This window comes from Streptomyces sp. WM4235 (assembly GCF_001279725.1).
Classification (GTDB): Bacteria; Actinomycetota; Actinomycetes; order Streptomycetales; family Streptomycetaceae; genus Streptomyces.
Genome location: NZ_LGDE01000269.1, coordinates 1 through 520, shown reverse-complemented (window position 1 = coordinate 520; position 520 = coordinate 1). Strand labels below are relative to the sequence as shown.

Below are 520 nucleotides of genomic sequence, written 5' to 3'. Positions count from 1 at the left end.
CACCACCCGCCCTCGGGGCCGCCGATCGCCACGGCCTCGTCTTCGCACTGCCGGCAGGCGGGCGGCCGGACCTCCCTGGGGCCGGGGGGGGTCGCGGGCGCTTTCATGAAGCGGGCCTCGGGGGGCAGGCCCATACCTCGGTGTCGATGCTGTGCACTCCTTGCCGGCCGGAAACCTTCCCGCGTGAGACGGCCCCGACGGTCAACTTCTTCCCGCAGGCGACGCAGGCTCGGCCCATGCCGACGTCCCAGGGCAGGCCCTGGGCCGGGGGCAGGGGAGTGTCCGCGCATTGCAGCGTCGTCGTGGTCACGGGTCACCCTCCCACGGGTGTCGGGCTGTGTCGTACGCGGCAGTCCGCGCACGTGTTGATCGGCTGATCCGGGCCCGAGGTCGTCATGCCCCAACAGGCCACCAGCACGGTGCTGGTCGGTCCGTCGTGCCACTGGCACCACCCGCCCTCGGGGCCGCCGATCGCCACGGCCTCGTCTTCGCACTGCCGGCAGGCGGGCGGCCGGACCTC

The 520-nt window shown here is 73.8% G+C and carries 1 pseudogene; it reads right to left on the bottom strand.

The window, feature by feature from the left end:
• Nucleotides 1-313: 313 nt before the first annotated feature.
• Nucleotides 314-520, bottom strand: a pseudogene (locus tag ADK55_RS39865) (hypothetical protein); the annotation flags it as partial.